General features: G+C 63.1%; 15 protein-coding genes. 5 read left to right on the top strand and 10 right to left on the bottom strand.

Annotated elements, in window-relative coordinates:
• Positions 1-59: 59 nt before the first annotated feature.
• The 8 genes from NKI49_RS07645 to NKI49_RS07610 form a co-directional block, all read right to left on the bottom strand.
• On the bottom strand, positions 60-317 hold the full coding sequence (locus tag NKI49_RS07645) for a hypothetical protein (RefSeq protein WP_352599224.1): 258 nt from the start codon (positions 315-317) through the stop codon (positions 60-62).
• 152 nt (positions 318-469) lie between these two features.
• Entirely contained in the window at positions 470-1,276 is an 807-nt protein-coding gene (locus NKI49_RS07640) for a DUF72 domain-containing protein (RefSeq protein ID WP_352599226.1), read from the bottom strand.
• Between the two features lie 42 nt (positions 1,277-1,318).
• Positions 1,319-1,789 (bottom strand): GNAT family N-acetyltransferase, encoded by a 471-nt coding sequence (locus tag NKI49_RS07635; protein ID WP_352599228.1) that lies wholly within the window; start codon positions 1,787-1,789, stop codon positions 1,319-1,321.
• Between the two features lie 34 nt (positions 1,790-1,823).
• Complete coding sequence (uvrA, locus tag NKI49_RS07630; RefSeq protein ID WP_352599230.1) at positions 1,824-4,745, bottom strand: excinuclease ABC subunit UvrA; 2,922 nt, start codon at positions 4,743-4,745, stop codon at positions 1,824-1,826.
• 744 nt (positions 4,746-5,489) lie between these two features.
• A complete protein-coding gene (locus tag NKI49_RS07625) occupies positions 5,490-5,783 on the bottom strand; it encodes a hypothetical protein (RefSeq protein ID WP_352599232.1) in 294 nt (97 codons plus the stop codon).
• 67 nt (positions 5,784-5,850) lie between these two features.
• Complete coding sequence (locus NKI49_RS07620) at positions 5,851-6,456, bottom strand: ATP-dependent Clp protease proteolytic subunit (protein ID WP_027025174.1); 606 nt, start codon at positions 6,454-6,456, stop codon at positions 5,851-5,853.
• Positions 6,457-6,476: 20 nt separating this feature from the next.
• Complete coding sequence (locus NKI49_RS07615) at positions 6,477-6,950, bottom strand: SRPBCC family protein (protein WP_352599234.1); 474 nt, start codon at positions 6,948-6,950, stop codon at positions 6,477-6,479.
• The gene (locus NKI49_RS07610; RefSeq protein ID WP_352599236.1) at positions 6,947-7,261 is read right to left on the bottom strand and encodes an ArsR/SmtB family transcription factor; all 315 of its coding nucleotides are present in this window, start codon (positions 7,259-7,261) and stop codon (positions 6,947-6,949) included. The genes NKI49_RS07615 and NKI49_RS07610 overlap by 4 nt, the downstream gene beginning before the upstream one ends.
• A 225-nt stretch (positions 7,262-7,486) precedes the next feature.
• Here NKI49_RS07610 and NKI49_RS07605 point away from each other — a divergent pair, with 225 nt between their 5' ends.
• The 3 genes from NKI49_RS07605 to NKI49_RS07595 are packed head-to-tail and all read left to right on the top strand — an operon-like array spanning position 7,487 to position 8,938.
• Positions 7,487-8,005: a single-stranded DNA-binding protein gene (locus NKI49_RS07605; protein ID WP_027025171.1), complete on the top strand. Its 519-nt coding sequence runs from the start codon at positions 7,487-7,489 to the stop codon at positions 8,003-8,005.
• Positions 8,006-8,046: 41 nt separating this feature from the next.
• Positions 8,047-8,460: a DUF2306 domain-containing protein gene (locus NKI49_RS07600; protein ID WP_352599239.1), complete on the top strand. Its 414-nt coding sequence runs from the start codon at positions 8,047-8,049 to the stop codon at positions 8,458-8,460.
• A gap of 52 nt (positions 8,461-8,512) precedes the next feature.
• A complete protein-coding gene (locus NKI49_RS07595) occupies positions 8,513-8,938 on the top strand; it encodes an OsmC family protein (RefSeq protein WP_352599241.1) in 426 nt (141 codons plus the stop codon).
• Positions 8,939-8,969: 31 nt separating this feature from the next.
• On the opposite strand, the gene NKI49_RS07590 is transcribed toward NKI49_RS07595, so the two are convergent.
• Both NKI49_RS07590 and NKI49_RS07585 read right to left on the bottom strand, forming a co-directional pair.
• Entirely contained in the window at positions 8,970-9,599 is a 630-nt protein-coding gene (locus NKI49_RS07590; RefSeq protein ID WP_352599243.1) for a MarC family protein, read from the bottom strand.
• Between the two features lie 253 nt (positions 9,600-9,852).
• Complete coding sequence (locus tag NKI49_RS07585; protein WP_352599246.1) at positions 9,853-10,395, bottom strand: hypothetical protein; 543 nt, start codon at positions 10,393-10,395, stop codon at positions 9,853-9,855.
• An 84-nt stretch (positions 10,396-10,479) separates the two neighbouring features.
• Between NKI49_RS07585 and NKI49_RS07580 the strand changes: the two genes are divergently transcribed.
• Together NKI49_RS07580 and gyrA are read left to right on the top strand one after the other, a co-directional pair.
• Positions 10,480-11,334 (top strand): helix-turn-helix transcriptional regulator, encoded by an 855-nt coding sequence (locus NKI49_RS07580; protein ID WP_352599248.1) that lies wholly within the window; start codon positions 10,480-10,482, stop codon positions 11,332-11,334.
• A 265-nt stretch (positions 11,335-11,599) separates the two neighbouring features.
• Positions 11,600-14,401, top strand: coding sequence for a DNA gyrase subunit A (gyrA, locus tag NKI49_RS07575; RefSeq protein ID WP_352599250.1), 2,802 nt, complete (start codon positions 11,600-11,602; stop codon positions 14,399-14,401).
• The last annotated feature ends 23 nt before the right edge of the window (positions 14,402-14,424 follow it).

Below are 14,424 nucleotides of genomic sequence, written 5' to 3'. Positions count from 1 at the left end.
GACGTAAGGAAGTATCGATAAGGTTACGATGGAGGCGAAGACGCCGAGATTGCGCTGCCTTAGAGGACTATCGTCGACAACAGCAGGATGGCGCCGATCGCCATCATTAGCAGTCCCGGCCAATTCTGTGACAGGCCGAGGAAACCGAGGCCCCGCCGGCGTGGCTCGAGCGTCGGTCCCGGTGTTGCGAGGTTTGGCATAGGTCGATCCGAAGTTACAGGTGCGGGATCGCTGAGCCGTCCGCGCTTGAGGGCCGCGCCCGCCATGTACACAACGCCGGCGACGATGAGCAACGCTCCGATAAGGATGACAGCCATCCTTTCCTCGCTTTTCTCGGGTTCTCCCAATGCAGCAGCGTTAGCTCCCGCGGGAACCACCCCGGCAAAACGGTCATGACGCCCCTGAGGTTCCGACAGAGGCTGCTGACGCAGGTAACCTAGCAGATGAATATAGCCACAAGGCTTGCAGCTTAGGCCGTCACCCGCTTCATCAATGCCATTGCCCCGAACGGCGCGCGCACCTTGCCTTCGGTGATGAAGTAGATGAACACGTCGCGCGGCTGGACCGGCGCATCGGTGCTGGGATCGGCGCGCGGCAGGTCGGCCGGTACCTTGCCCTCCGCCCAGACCTTTGCACGCGCCGCCCATTCGTCGAGGCCCTTTGGCGTGTAGCAGTCGGGATTGTCGTCACTGCCGGTTTGCAACCGGGCGTAGATGAAATCGCCGGTGATATCGGCGATCGCAGGATATTTGGCGTGATCGGCATAGACGATCGCCGCCTTGTATTTGCGCGCGAGCGCGGCGAATTCCGGCACGACAAAGCTGTCGTTGCGCACTTCGAGCGCATGGCGCAGCGCGACGCCGTCTTGGCTTTCCGGCAACAGTTTCAAAAAAGCCTCGAAATCGTCCGCATCGAATTTCTTGGTCGGCGCGAACTGCCATAGGATCGGCCCGAGCTTTTCGCCGAGCGCGGCGACGCCGGAGCCGAGGAAGCGCATCATCGACTCGCCGGCCTCACCAAGCACACGCCGGTTGGTGACGAAGCGGTTGCCCTTCAGCGAATAAACGAAACCGTCAGGGGCCTCGTTGGCCCATTTGACGAAGGTCGGCTCCTTGAAACTGGAATAATAGGTGCCGTTGACCTCGATGCTCGGCACCTGCCGAGTGGCATATTGCAGTTGCTTCGCCTTGGAGAGTTTTTCGGGATAGAAGGACGTATCCCACGGCTCGAAGGTCCAGCCGCCCATGCCGGCGCGGATTGTTCCCGATTTGCTCATTGTCGTCCTCCCGATTCAAAAGCCTGGCCGAATTCAGAAAAATCAGGCCATCGTGATTTCGTCGACGGCTTTGGCCATATCGACGAGCACCCATCCCGGCCGGTAGGGATTGGGCCGGCGACCCGTTTCGTGGAAACCATAGGCCAGATAAAGCGCGATATTTCGCTCCATCCTTGCATTGGTGTAGAGCCGCATCTCGGGCAAGCCCCACAGGCGGGTCTGTTCGTCCGCGTGTTTGAGGAGCGTGATGCCGAACCCCTTGCCCTGGAACTCGGGGGCAACAGCGACGGAGAAGATCATCGCGTGATCGTCATGCCGCTCCAAAGTGAGCAGCCCGGCAAGTTCACCGCCGCTCTCCAAGAGCCAGACCTCGCCGCGCGCGATGCGCGGCGCATAGTCCTCGGTGACGGGGATCGGCGGTGCGCCGAACAGCGCGGTGTAGGGCGCGTAGGCGGCTTCCGTCAGTGAGACGATAGCCTGGAGATCACCGGCAAGCGCTCTTCTGATTGTCATTCAAAAGCTCTCCAGGCGCCAAGCGGGCCGCCCATCACTCCGCCGCTTCGCGCTTGCCTCCGGGGCGCCGCTCCAGCAATTCCTTGAGGAACTGGCCGGTGTAGCTGCGCTTTTCGCGCACGATCGCTTCCGGCGTGCCGGAGGCGACGAGTTCGCCGCCGCCGTCGCCGCCTTCGGGGCCGAGGTCGAGCACCCAGTCGGCGGTTTTTATCACTTCGAGATTGTGCTCGATGACGACCACCGTGTTGCCCTGGTCGACCAGCTCGTGCAGCACTTCCAAAAGCTTGGCGACGTCATGGAAATGCAGGCCGGTGGTCGGCTCGTCGAGGATGTAGAGCGTCTTGCCGGTCGCCTTGCGCGACAGTTCCTTGGCGAGCTTGATGCGCTGCGCCTCGCCGCCCGACAGCGTCGTCGCCTGCTGGCCGATATGGATATAGCCGAGGCCGACCTGCTTCAGCGTGTCGAGCTTGTCGCGCACGCCGGGCACCGCGGCGAAGAAATCGACGCCTTCCTCGACGGTCATGTCGAGCACATCGGCGATCGACTTGCCCTTGAACAGCACGTCGAGCGTCTCACGGTTGTAGCGCTTGCCGTGGCAGACGTCGCAGGTGACGTAGACGTCGGGCAGGAAGTGCATCTCGATCTTGATGACGCCGTCGCCCTGGCAGGCCTCGCAGCGGCCACCCTTGACGTTGAAGGAAAAGCGCCCCGGCTGATAGCCGCGCGCCTTGGCTTCCGGCAGGCCCGCGAACCAGTCGCGGATCGGCGTGAAGGCACCGGTATAGGTGGCCGGGTTCGAACGCGGCGTGCGGCCGATCGGCGACTGGTCGATGTCGATGACCTTGTCGAGGAATTCGAGGCCCTCGATGCGGTCATGCTCGGCCGGATGCTCGCGCGAGCCCATGATGCGGCGGGAGGCCGCCTTGAACAGCGTCTCGATCAGGAAGGTCGACTTGCCGCCGCCCGACACGCCGGTGACGGCGGTGAAGGTGCCGAGCGGGATTTCGGCGGTGACGTTCTTCAGATTGTTGCCGCGCGCGCCGACGATTTTCAGGCGCCGGTTCTTCTTCGCTTCGCGCCGCACGCTGGGCGTCGCCACCTCCAGTTCGCCCGACAGGTATTTGCCGGTGATCGAATTGGGATTGGCCATGACCTGCTGCGGCGTGCCCTGGGCGATGATCTCGCCGCCATGAATGCCGGCGGCCGGCCCCATGTCGACGACATAGTCGGCATGCAGGATGGCGTCCTCGTCATGCTCGACGACGATGACCGTGTTGCCGATGTCGCGCAGGTGCTTCAGCGTATCGAGAAGGCGCGAGTTGTCGCGCTGGTGCAGGCCGATCGACGGCTCGTCCAGCACATAGAGCACGCCGGTGAGGCCGGAGCCGATCTGCGAGGCGAGCCGGATACGCTGGCTCTCGCCGCCCGACAGCGTGCCGGAATTGCGCGACAGCGTCAGATAGTCGAGCCCGACATCGTTGAGGAAGCGCAGCCGTTCGCGGATTTCCTTCAGCACGCGGACCGCGATCTCGTTCTGCTTGTCGTTGAGCTGCGCCGGCAGGTCGGTGAACCACTGGTCGGCGTTGCGGATCGACTGTTCGGTGACCTCGCCGATGTGCTTGCCGGCGATTTTCACCGCCAGCGACTCGGGCTTCAACCGATACCCCTTGCAGGCCGGGCAAGGCGTGGCCGACATGAAGCGCTCGATCTCCTCGCGCATCCAGGCGGATTCGGTCTCTTTCCAGCGCCGCTCGAGATTGGGGATGACGCCCTCGAAAGTCTTGGTCGTCTTGTAGGAGCGCAGGCCGTCATCATACTGGAACGTGATCTCGCGCTCGCCTGTGCCGCGCAGGATCGCCTCCTGAGCCTCGACGCTCAAATCCCTGAACTTGTCGCCGAGCTTGAAGCCGTAAGCCTTGCCCAGCGCCTCAAGCGTCTGCACGTAATAGGGCGAGGTCGATTTCGCCCATGGGCTGACGGCACCGTCGCGCAGCGACAGGTTCTCATCCGGTACGACGAGATTGGGATCGATGGCGCGCTGGCTGCCGAGACCGTCGCAGGTCGGGCAGGCGCCGAACGGGTTGTTGAACGAGAACAGCCTGGGCTCGATCTCCGGAATGGTAAAGCCGGACACCGGGCAAGCGAATTTTTCGGAGAACAGGATGCGCTCATGCGTCTCGTTCTTCGACTTGTTGACCGAATCCTCGCCGGTCTGGCTGGCGTCGAGCGGCTTGTCGGCGAACTCGGCCACCGCCAGTCCTTCGGCGAGCTTGAGCGCGGTCTCGATGGAGTCGGCAAGCCGGGTGGCGAGATCGCCGCGCACGACGATGCGATCGACGACGACGTCGAGGTCGTGCTTGTACTTCTTGTCCAGCGCCGGCACGTCGGCAATCTCGTAGAAGACGCCGTCGACCTTGACGCGCTGAAATCCCTTCTTCTGCAGCTCCAGCAATTCCTTGCGGTACTCGCCTTTGCGGCCGCGCACGATCGGCGCCAGGATGAACAGGCGCGTGCCTTCCTCGACCGCCAGCACCCGGTCGACCATCTGCGAAACCGTCTGGCTTTCGATCGGCAGGCCGGTGGCCGGCGAATAGGGCACGCCGACACGCGCGAACAGAAGCCGCATATAGTCGTAGATCTCGGTGACGGTGCCGACCGTCGAACGCGGGTTCTTGGACGTGGTCTTCTGTTCGATGGAGATGGCTGGCGACAGGCCGTCGATCTGGTCGACGTCCGGCTTTTGCATCATTTCGAGGAATTGCCGGGCATAGGCCGACAGGCTCTCGACGTAGCGGCGCTGGCCTTCGGCATAGATGGTGTCGAAGGCGAGCGACGACTTGCCGGAGCCCGACAGGCCGGTCATGACGATCAGGCTGTCGCGCGGCAGGTCGAGATCGACGTTCTTGAGATTGTGTTCGCGCGCCCCGCGAATGGAAAGAAATTTATGGTCGGCCATAGCCGGTCGCCGCCTCAGATCTGGAATTCGTGGGATTGGCGGGCTTTTCCCGGCCATCCCTTATGTAGGTTTTTTTGCCGCCACGTCGAGAGACGCCACAACTCCCGACAGAAGCGTTTAACCGTCTTTCGCGCGAAGGGGCAAGCAGAAAGAACAAAGGCCGAACATGCTCCTGACAAAAGCTGTGCATGGAGCCCTGGTGCATGAGGTTCGATCACATTTTTTAATCAGCCTATTTGAACGGTTGACGTCCCCGACAGAGGGGGGCAGACTCCAGACGTCAACCGAAGCCGGCCGTCTTTCGATGGCCTCGCCGCCCAGGGGCGGCCTGCGAGACGCCGCAGGCATTTGCGATTTGAGCTTCGGGACGACGACAGGACGCAATGGACAAAGGAGCGGAGCATGACGCCACCTGACCATCACAAAGGGCTCCACATCGCGATGGAGCCGCGGCGGGCATAAGTGCCAAGAGTTGGCGGTTTCGCCGCCAGGCAAACCATGAACCTGCCGTACCGTTAAAATCAGAGACTGCTAGTCGGATCGTCGGCTGAACACCGCGAAGCATCCGAAATCAAACGCCGGCAGTATATTCCCGGCAAGAGATTGGATTTTAAATCCAGAGAAGCCCCGTCCGTTTGCGCAAAGCACGGCGGGGCTATTCTTTTAGGCGAGATGATCTCCAAAAGCGTGCCCGCCCAATAGCGCGGACCTTGAGAAGATGAATCGCAAACCCTCCGGCTGATGTCACCGGTTGGAGGGCTTGATCGAACCTGCGCCGACATCGACAGTGATGCTGCCGGAAATCCTGACGTCCGTGTCGCCGATCTTGAACTGGCCGTCGCCGTTGCTGGGGAACGCGTCGTCGGACTCGGGCTGCGGAGCCGGCCTGGCGATGCGATACTCGCTGCTCACGCCGGGCAGGGCGCCTTTCCGTGGCGAGTTGTCTTCGGCGCGTGCCGTGCCGGACACCAGGCCGGCAATGGCGAGCATCGCAATGGCGATGCGGTGTGAAGTTCTGGACGGAAGAAGGTAGGCCATTCCTCATTTATAGTCATGTGGCGCCGACGGAACCAGACAGCCATCGTCAAATCTTCGGCAACCGGATTCACGCCGCCTTTTTGCGTGTGTCGAAGACGTGGTCGACGATGCCCCACGCCTGGGCTTCGCGGGCGGTCATGAAGTGGTCGCGGTCCAGCGTTCGCTCGACCTCTTCGTAGCTGCGTCCGCAATGCTGCGCATAGAGTTCGGTCATGTGGCGTTTCGTCTGGCCGATGCGCTCGGCATGGCGCTGGATGTCGGAGGCCTGGCCCTGGAAACCGCCCAGCGGCTGATGCAGCAGGATGGTGGCGTTGGGCAGCGAAATGCGGCGTCCCGGCGAACCCGCCATCAGCAGGAACGATCCCATCGAAGCGGCAAAGCCCATGCAGACGGTCGACACCGGGCAGCTGATGTACTGCATCGTGTCGTAGATGGCGAAACCGCTGGTCACCACGCCACCCGGCGAGTTGATGTAGAGCGAGATCTCCTTGTCGGGATTGTCCGATTCCAGCGATAGAAGCTGTGCGCAGACCAGCGCCGAGGTGTCGTCGTTGATCTCGCCGTTGATGAAGATGATGCGCTCGCGCAGCAGCCGCGAGAAAATGTCGAAGGCGCGTTCGCCGCGGCTCGATTGCTCGATCACCATCGGCACCAGATTGGCAACACCGCTCATAATCTTCTCCATTGTCCTGGTCAGGCCGCGCGCAGCATCGGCAAAGATGTGTTCGCGGCGACGGGTTTCGCGGGCCCGCGCAGTCCCAGCGAAAGCCGGCATCCGGCACCCGCCGTGGCAACAGCGGGCATTGCCTTGCGGGCAAAGCCGTCATGGACGATGCGCAGATGCGTGCCGCCGGAAACGGTGCGGGCGAGCGTGAAGGTTACGATGCTGTCGAGCGCGTCCTGCCTGGCATCGCCCGGCTGCTCGCGCCAGGAATAGCGCAGCAGCCGTTCGGGTTCGGCGTCAAGGATTTCGCATTCGATCGCAGCCTCCGGCCCGGCGAAAGCGAAACGGCTGCCGGTCTGCGGCCTGATATCGTTCGGCATCATCCAGGCCGCGAGCAGTTCCGGCACCGTCAGCGCCCGCCATACTTTTTCCGGCGGCTCGGCGAGGTCGTACTCGAACTCGATCGCATCGAGAGCGGCTTCCGTTTGGCTTTCGTGCTTCATTGGTCCATGTCCTTCAAAACCGCCTTCAGCCTTTCGATGCGATCCGGCCAGAAGGCCCGGTAGCGTTCGATCCAGGAGAGCAGGGGTGTAAGCCCCCGCGGATCGGCGCGATAATAGGCGTTGCGGCCGGCGCGCCGCTCGGTCACGAGGCCGGCTCCGCGCAAAACCGCCAGATGTTGCGACACGGCCGGCTGCGACACCGTCATGCCGCTGCGCAGTTCCGACACGCTCATCTCGCTTGTTGCCAAACGCTCAAAGACGGCGCGGCGCGTAGGGTCGGCCAGGGCTCGGAAAATCTCGGCTTCGATCATGACAAAAGCATAAGTCGATACTTATTGGTTTGGCAAGGGCTGTTTTGAAACCCATATGTAGGCTTCCAGCATTGCTGCCATTCCTTGACAATCGGCAGTAATGCGTGTAGAACGAAAAGAGAACAAAAACCTTGTGGGAAAAGCCAGCCTTAGCAGGCGGCGACTGTCGGCAACCTGTAAGGTGCTGCGACAAAAATTTGTTTCGGACGAGCGCGGAGAAATATCATGGCGGGTAGCGTCAACAAAGTCATTCTGGTCGGCAATCTCGGCGCAGACCCGGAAATCCGTCGCCTGAATTCGGGCGAGCCGGTCGTCAACATCCGCATCGCCACGTCGGAAAGCTGGCGCGACAAGAATTCCGGCGAGCGCAAGGAAAAGACCGAGTGGCACAACGTCGTCATCTTCAATGAGGGGATCGCCAAGGTCGCCGAGCAGTATTTGAAGAAGGGCATGAAGGTCTATGTCGAGGGCCAGCTGCAGACCCGCAAGTGGCAGGACCAGACCGGTGCCGACAAATACACGACGGAAGTCGTGCTGCAGAAGTTCCGCGGCGAATTGCAGATGCTCGACGCGCGCGGACAGGGCGAGGGCGGCCAGGTCGGCGGCTATTCCGGCGGCAGCAGCCGTGGCTCCGATTTCGGCCAGTCCAGCCCGGGCGAAAGCTTCAATCGCGGCGGCGGCGCTTCCAAGGGCGGCGGTGGCGGCGGTTCTTCGCGCGAGCTGGACGACGAAATTCCGTTCTGAGCATCGACACGGGCGTGACGGGCATCTGAGGAGAGGGCGCGATGTCGCTCGGACCGCTCCTATCGGCACGTCCTCCGATCCCATGGCATGCGTTTGCGGCTTTTGCCGCGCTGGCGATAGGCGGCGCGCAGCTGGCGCTGCCGAAAGGCACGCTGCGCCACCGCGCGATGGGCTATCTCTGGGCGGCGCTGATGCTGGCCGTCGCCATCTCGAGTTTCTGGATCCAGCAGATACGGCTCCTTGGCCCTTTCAGCCCGATCAATCTCTTGTCGATCCTGGTGCTGGTCACGGTGCCGCTGGCGGTCTGGCATGCACGCAATCACCGCGTCGCCAAGCACCGCAAGGCGATGATTGCGCTGTATGTCTTTGCGTTGGTCGGCGCCGGCATCTTCACGCTGTTGCCGGGCAGGGTCATGCACGACGTGGTCTTCGGGGTCGCGCGTAGCGGCCCGTGAACTCTTCTCTAGTCCCAGGCATGGACAGTGTTGCGGCGAAAGGATGTTTCAGGTGAAAGCACGCATCAAATGGGTCGAGGAACGCACCTTCGTCGGCGAATCCGGCACGGGCCACAAGGTCGTGCTGGGGACTGCGTTCGGACCGGAAGGTAAAACGCCGGGGCCGAGCCCAATGGAGCTGGTGTTGATCGGCACCGGCGGCTGTTCGGCCTATGACGTGGTGCATATCCTCGAAAAGGGCCGCGAGGCGGTCGAGGACTGCGTGGTCGAGCTCGACGCCGACCGGGCCGAAACCGAGCCCAGGGTTTTCACCCGCATCCACATGCATTTCGTCGTCAAGGGCAAGGCGCTCTCCAGCGACAAGGTCAAGCGGGCGATCGATCTTTCGATCGAGAAATACTGCTCGGCCTCCGCGATGCTGGCCAAGACCGCTGCGATCACCCACGATTTCGAAGTGATCGATATGACGGCGAAGTAGGGTCGCCGTCGACAGGCGGCCCGTCGCGGCATCACCCCACCATCAATGCCTTGATGCCGTCCGCGACGAACTGCACGGCAAGTGCGGCCAGGATGACGCCGAGCAGGCGGGTCAGGATCGAACGGCCGGTCTGGCCGAGGATGCGGTCGATGCGCTCCGACAGCACGAACACCAGATAGGTGATGGCGAGGCAGACGAAGATGATGCCGACCAGCGCCGCCTGCGCGCCAAAACCCTGAAACGAGCCGGAGAGCAGCACCGTCGCTGAAATCGCGCCGGGGCCGGCGATCAGCGGGATCGCCAGCGGGAAAGCGGCGATGTTGTGGATCATGTCCTTGGTTATGGCGACGTCGCCGATCTTCTCCTTGCGGTCCTGCCGGCGCTCGAACACCATTTCGAAGGCGATGAAGAACAGGAGAAAACCGCCGGCGACGCGGAAGGCCGGCAGCGTGATGCCGAACACCGACAGGATCGAGGCGCCGGCGACCGCGAACAGCGCCATCACCAGGAAGCCGATGACCGAGGCGCGCACGGACACCTGCTGGCGCTCCTCGCGGTTCATGCCGCGCGTGACGGCAAGAAACAGCGGCGCCAGGCCGGGCGGATCGATGGTCACGAGAATGGTGACGAAGGCGTTGAACAGGCTGTCGAAATTCGGCATCTCTGGCCCTCCCACCGGGCAGAGCCCGCACCAGGATATTGGTAGAGCAAAGACCGGTCGGGGGGAACCGCCAGGGAAGCTGTTCATGTCCCGGGAATTCAACCTTTTGGAAGCCGGCGGGCCGGCGCCCCCCTCTGTCCTGCCCGTCCTCCGCACAGCTGCGGAGGGTGGACCGGACATCTTCCCCCACGAGGGGGGAGATCGGCAGCTTCGGCGTTAGCTCGGTCCGCGAAGGATCGCTACGGAACCGCCTTTAGCCATCAAGTTCCGCTTGCCGCCGCGCCAGGAATTCCACCTCCAGCCGCCATGTCGCGCCATTGTCATGCGAGCGCTCGCCGAGCCAGCGGAACGAGTTCCCGGTGATCCGCGAAAAGCTCCAGCGCACGGAGGAGCCGGTGTCGTCAGCGCCGACTTGCACGATCGTGTCGCCGTCGGCGCGGCCGAGCTGGCGGCTAAAATACTGGCTGCGCGGATCACTCCAGAAGATGTGCCAGGCATCCGCGCCGGGATCGTAGACCCGCAGCGTCGTGCCATAGAACGTCCATTTGCCGAGCGAGGGCGAGGGGCCGGCGTCGCGGGCAGGCAGGATCCAGACGTCCTGGACGGCGCGGCCCTCCAGAACCCAGCCAAAATGCACCTCGCCGCGCCCGGTCAGCACGGTACCGTCTTCAAGGTGGCGCGAGGCGTCGAAAGTCCAGGCACCGACGAAGCGACCATAAAGGTTCAGCTTTTCGGCAAGCCCGTCGATGGGGCCCGGGCTGTGCAAAGCCTCGGCAAAGGAAGATTGGTCGAACATGGTTTCGGTCTCTTCTTGTCAGGAGACCCGGAATCTAGGCGGTGGCGGGGTTCTGGGCTTGGGAAAAATTGCTATAATTCGGCCATGACGGCGACCACGCATACGCTCGCATCCGGGCCCGGCTGGCACGTGGCGGATGTGGTCTGCACGGCCAGCGCCGGCGACCGGCCGTTCGAGGAGGCGCATCAGGATTTCTGTATCGCGGCGGTCACCAGCGGCGCGTTCCGCTACCGCGCCCAACAAGGCACCGAGATGCTGGCGCCGGGCGCGCTGCTGCTCGGCAATTCCGGCACATGCTACGAATGCGGGCACGAACATGGCGGCGGCGACCGCTGCCTCTCATTTCACTTCGAGCCGGCCTATATGGAACGGATCGTGGCCGGCGTGCCGGGCGCCAGCAATCTGGCTTTCGAAGCGCCGCGCCTGCCACCTTTGCCGGCCCTGGCGCCACTGCTGGCTGAGGCGGAGGCCGCGCGAGAGATAGGCGACCGGGACGCCTTCGAGGAACTCGGATTGCGCATCGCGGGTGCCGCCGTGGCTACGGTCTCCAGCGCGGCGCGCGCTGGGCGCCAGCCGAGCCGCCGCGACCAGAAGCGGGTTGCCGAAGCGGTGCGGCGGATCGAGTTGGATGCCGAAGGGCCGGTTTCGCTTTCAGCGCTTGCGGATGCGACAGCGACCAGCCCCTATCATTTCCTGCGCGTCTTCCGGCAGGTCGCCGGCATGACGCCCCACCAGTTCCTGCTCAAGACCCGGCTGAACCGCGCGGCGGTGCGGTTGCGCACATCAGACGACGCGGTCTCGGCGATCGCCTTCGCGTCCGGCTTCAACGATCTGTCGAGCTTCAACCGCCGGTTTCGGCGCGTGATGGGAGAAACGCCGGGCAATTATCGCGCCCGCCGTGGCGCATTCGGCCGCACCCCGCTTGCCCTGGTCCCGTGAAATGGGTGCCCGAGCGCTCGGTGCATGCGGAGGCAGCCATGGGATCCAACCCATCATGCTCGCGGCTTTCGCTGGGGGGAAATGGTTCATTGCCGGCTGTTGCCCTGGCGGCGGCGAAAAGCGTGGTGGCCATATCGTCGCAATCAGCGGTATCCTTTTGAAATCCCCGTAAAAAATGACACTGGAAAAGTGCCGCGAAGGTTGGAGTTTCGGCGTTGGTTCCTATATAAGCACCAAGTGATTCCTGTTTAGATTGTGATCCGATTTGACCGACCAGAAGACACCGCGCGGCGCCGACGGCGGCCCCACCGGCATCGAGCCGATATCCATCATCGAGGAGATGCAGCGCTCCTATCTCGATTACGCCATGAGCGTGATCGTGAGCCGTGCGTTGCCGGACGTGCGCGACGGCCTCAAGCCGGTTCACCGGCGCATTCTCTTCGCCGCCCATGAAAGCGGCTACCACTGGAATCGCAAATATGTGAAATCGGCGCGTCCGGTCGCCGACGTGATGGGTAAATACCATCCGCATGGCGACGCCTCGATCTATGACGCCTTGGTGCGCATGGCGCAGGACTGGTCGCTGCGCGTGCCGCTGATCGACGGGCAAGGCAATTTCGGTTCGATCGACGGCGATCCGCCGGCGGCGATGCGCTACACCGAGTCGCGGCTGACCAAGGTCGCGCATGAAATGCTGGAGGACATCGACAAGGAAACCGTCGATTTCCAGGACACCTACGATGCTTCCGGCAGCGAGCCGAAAGTGTTGCCGGCGCGGTTCCCCAACCTCCTGGTCAACGGCTCCGGCGGCATCGCCGTCGGCATGGCCACGAACATCCCGCCGCACAATCTCAGTGAAGTCTGCAATGGCGCCATCGCCATCATCGACAATCCGGCGATCGACCTGCCGGCGCTGATGGAGATCATTCCGGGGCCGGATTTCCCGACCGGCGGCATCGTGCTTGGCCGCTCCGGCATCTACAACGCCTATTCGACCGGCCGCGGCTCCATCGTCATGCGCGGCAAGGTCAACATCGAACAGCGCGGCAACGACCGTGAATCGATCATCGTCACCGAGGTTCCCTACCAGGTGAACAAGGCGTCGATGATCGAGAAGATGGCCGAGCTGGTGCGGGACAAGCGCATCGAGGGCATTTCCGATATCCGCGACGAGAGCGATCGCCAGGGATACCGCGTCGTCATCGAGTTGAAGCGCGATGCCGTCGCCGACGTCGTTCTCAACCAGCTTTACCGCTTCACGCCGCTGCAGACCTCTTTTGGCGCCAATATGGTGGCGCTGAATGGCGGCAAGCCGGAACTGATGACCTTGACCGACATGCTGAGGGCATTCGTCGCCTTCCGCGAGGAAGTGGTCACCCGGCGGACGAAATTCCTGCTGCGCAAGGCCCGCGACCGCGCCCATGTGCTGGTCGGTCTGGCCATCGCCGTCGCCAACATAGACGAGATCATCAAGCTGATCCGCACCGCGCCCGATCCGCAAACGGCGCGCGAGCAGTTGATGGAGCGGCGCTGGCCGTCCGGCGACGTCGAATCACTGATCCTTCTGATCGACGATCCCCGTCATCGCATCAATGAGGACGGCACCTACAATCTCTCCGAGGAACAGGCGCGCGCCATCCTCGAACTGCGCCTGCAGCGCCTGACCGCGCTCGGCCGCGACGAGATCGCCGATGAATTGAACACGATCGGCGCCGAGATCGTCGATTATTTGGACATCCTGTCTTCCCGCGTGCGCGTGCAGCAGATCGTCAAGGACGAGCTTGCCGCCGTGCGCGACGAATTCGGCACCCCACGCCGCACCGAACTCGCCGAGGGTGGGGCGGACATGGAAGACGAGGACCTGATCCAGCGCGAGGACATGGTCGTGACGGTGAGCCATTCCGGCTATATCAAGCGCGTGCCGCTGTCGCTCTACCGGGCGCAGCGCCGCGGCGGCAAAGGCCGGTCGGGCATGTCGACCAAGGAAGAGGATTTCGTCACCCGGCTGTTCGTAGCCAACACCCACACGCCGGTGCTGTTCTTCTCCTCGCGCGGCATCGTCTACAAGGAAAAGGTGTGGCGTCTGCCGATCGGCAACCCGCAGTCGCGGGGCAAGGCGCTGATCAACATGCTGCCGCTGGAACAGGGCGAGCGCATCACCACCATCATGCCGCTGCCCGAGGACGAGACGAGCTGGGGCGAACTCGACGTGATGTTCGCCACCACGCGCGGCACCGTGCGCCGCAACAAGCTTTCCGACTTCGTCCAGGTCAACCGCAACGGCAAGATCGCCATGAAGCTGGAGGAGGCAGGCGACGAGATCCTTGGTGTCGAGACCTGTACCGACAATGACGACGTGCTTCTGACCGCCAGTTCCGGCCAGTGCATCCGCTTTTCCGTCGGCGATGTGCGCGTCTTCCAGAGCCGCAACTCCGTCGGCGTGCGCGGCATCGCCATGGCCGATTCGGACAGGGTGATTTCCATGGCTGTCATCGAGAATGTCGATGCGCCGCCGGCCGAACGCGCCGCCTATCTCAAGCGGGCGGCGGCCGACCGCCGGCTTGCCGCCGGCGTCGCGACCGGCGAAGAAGAAGAGATCGCGCTCACCAACGAAGAGGTCGGCGAGGAGACGGAGCTTTCCGACGAACGCTACGAGTTCCTCAAGGCACATGAGCAGTTCGTGCTTACGGTCACCGAATATGGCTACGGCAAGCGCTCGTCATCCTATGACTTCCGGCTGACTGGACGCGGCGGCAAGGGCATCCGCGCCACCGACGTTTCGAAGACCGCCGAGATTGGCAGGCTGGTAGCGACCTTCCCGGTCGGCAATGACGATCAGATCATGCTGGTGTCGGACGGCGGCACCGTCATTCGCGTACCGGTCGCCGGTATCCGTTTCGCCAGCCGCGCCACCAAGGGCGTGACCATCTTCAACACGGCGGACGGTGAAAAGGTCGTATCGGTCGAGCGGATATCGGAGCCGCAGTCGGACGAGGAAAGCGAAGAGATCGTCGAAGTCGGTGTCGCTGCGGATACGACCGATGCTGGCCCGGATGGTGCGGAATAGGGCTGGGGCAGCATAGCTCCCGA

Origin of the sequence: Mesorhizobium sp. M0587 (assembly GCF_040320945.1) — a bacterium.
In the GTDB taxonomy this organism is placed as follows: Bacteria; Pseudomonadota; Alphaproteobacteria; order Rhizobiales; family Rhizobiaceae; genus Mesorhizobium.
This window is presented reverse-complemented; position numbering and strand designations above follow the sequence as displayed.

Excerpts from the sequence above, each read along its gene's own strand:
- NKI49_RS07600 (WP_352599239.1), top strand. The coding sequence starts at position 8,047 with ATGTCGCTCGGACCGCTCCTATCGGCACGTCCTCCGATCCCATGGCAT.
- NKI49_RS07645 (WP_352599224.1), bottom strand. The coding sequence starts at position 317 with ATGGCTGTCATCCTTATCGGAGCGTTGCTCATCGTCGCCGGCGTTGTG.
- NKI49_RS07620 (WP_027025174.1), bottom strand. The coding sequence starts at position 6,456 with ATGAGCGGTGTTGCCAATCTGGTGCCGATGGTGATCGAGCAATCGAGC.
- NKI49_RS07590 (WP_352599243.1), bottom strand. The coding sequence starts at position 9,599 with ATGCCGAATTTCGACAGCCTGTTCAACGCCTTCGTCACCATTCTCGTG.
- uvrA (WP_352599230.1), bottom strand. The coding sequence starts at position 4,745 with ATGGCCGACCATAAATTTCTTTCCATTCGCGGGGCGCGCGAACACAAT.
- NKI49_RS07605 (WP_027025171.1), top strand. The coding sequence starts at position 7,487 with ATGGCGGGTAGCGTCAACAAAGTCATTCTGGTCGGCAATCTCGGCGCA.
- NKI49_RS07580 (WP_352599248.1), top strand. The coding sequence starts at position 10,480 with ATGACGGCGACCACGCATACGCTCGCATCCGGGCCCGGCTGGCACGTG.
- NKI49_RS07635 (WP_352599228.1), bottom strand. The coding sequence starts at position 1,789 with ATGACAATCAGAAGAGCGCTTGCCGGTGATCTCCAGGCTATCGTCTCA.
- NKI49_RS07625 (WP_352599232.1), bottom strand. The coding sequence starts at position 5,783 with ATGGCCTACCTTCTTCCGTCCAGAACTTCACACCGCATCGCCATTGCG.
- NKI49_RS07610 (WP_352599236.1), bottom strand. The coding sequence starts at position 7,261 with ATGATCGAAGCCGAGATTTTCCGAGCCCTGGCCGACCCTACGCGCCGC.
- NKI49_RS07640 (WP_352599226.1), bottom strand. The coding sequence starts at position 1,276 with ATGAGCAAATCGGGAACAATCCGCGCCGGCATGGGCGGCTGGACCTTC.
- NKI49_RS07615 (WP_352599234.1), bottom strand. The coding sequence starts at position 6,950 with ATGAAGCACGAAAGCCAAACGGAAGCCGCTCTCGATGCGATCGAGTTC.
- NKI49_RS07585 (WP_352599246.1), bottom strand. The coding sequence starts at position 10,395 with ATGTTCGACCAATCTTCCTTTGCCGAGGCTTTGCACAGCCCGGGCCCC.